Annotated in this window: 1 protein-coding gene; it reads right to left on the bottom strand. The window is 42.0% G+C overall.

The genetic code is table 11. The features are described 5' to 3' along the window. Nucleotides 1-654 (bottom strand): 3-keto-disaccharide hydrolase (locus F1E73_RS17215; protein WP_317132998.1); only part of this gene is annotated, 654 nt, incomplete at both ends.

Genomic DNA, 654 nt, shown 5'->3' on the forward strand with positions numbered 1-654 from the left:
AGTATCCCTATCGATCACCTCACTCATTAAAATCCCATTTACATAGTGTTGTAGGCTGTATCCATTTGCTACTACCCTAAAGGTGTTCCACCCTTCCGTGTGTATTTTATTTTGTAAGGTATCCGAATTTCCCAAGTCTTCCAGTAGTTCCCTGCTTTGCCAAGCGTTGTGTTTTATATTGGAGCGTAGGGAGCCGCTTAGGCTGGGGTTGACTTGGGTGGTGATGGCCATTTTCTCTCCTCGGTAGGCCAAGGTGGTTCGTTTTCTTTCCTCATAATTTTGACCGGTATAGGTGTTCTTGCCATCAATATCTGCCTGATATCCCCGAAGTGCAAAAGGGATGCTATCTACCCGATCACTCCTGTAATTGATACCGCTATTCCCCAATGAGGAAATACGGAATTCCAGTTTCAGATCAAAGTTTGTTGGTTCACCACCTTTCCAAATTAAAAAAGTGTTGCTATTTAAATCCGTATCTTCATCCAATTCTCCAATCAACAATCCATTCTCTACCCGCCAAATGTTTAGATCGCCTTCCCAGCCCTCTAAGTTGTGTCCGTTAAATAGGGATAAAAATCCTGAGCTTAGGGGAGGTGAATTATCCGATTTTAAATTTTTTACTCCCTTTTCTTTGCAGGATATACCCATAATAGA

The sequence above is a fragment of the Arenibacter lacus genome, assembly GCF_008711145.1.
Taxonomy (GTDB): domain Bacteria; phylum Bacteroidota; class Bacteroidia; order Flavobacteriales; family Flavobacteriaceae; genus Arenibacter; species Arenibacter amylolyticus.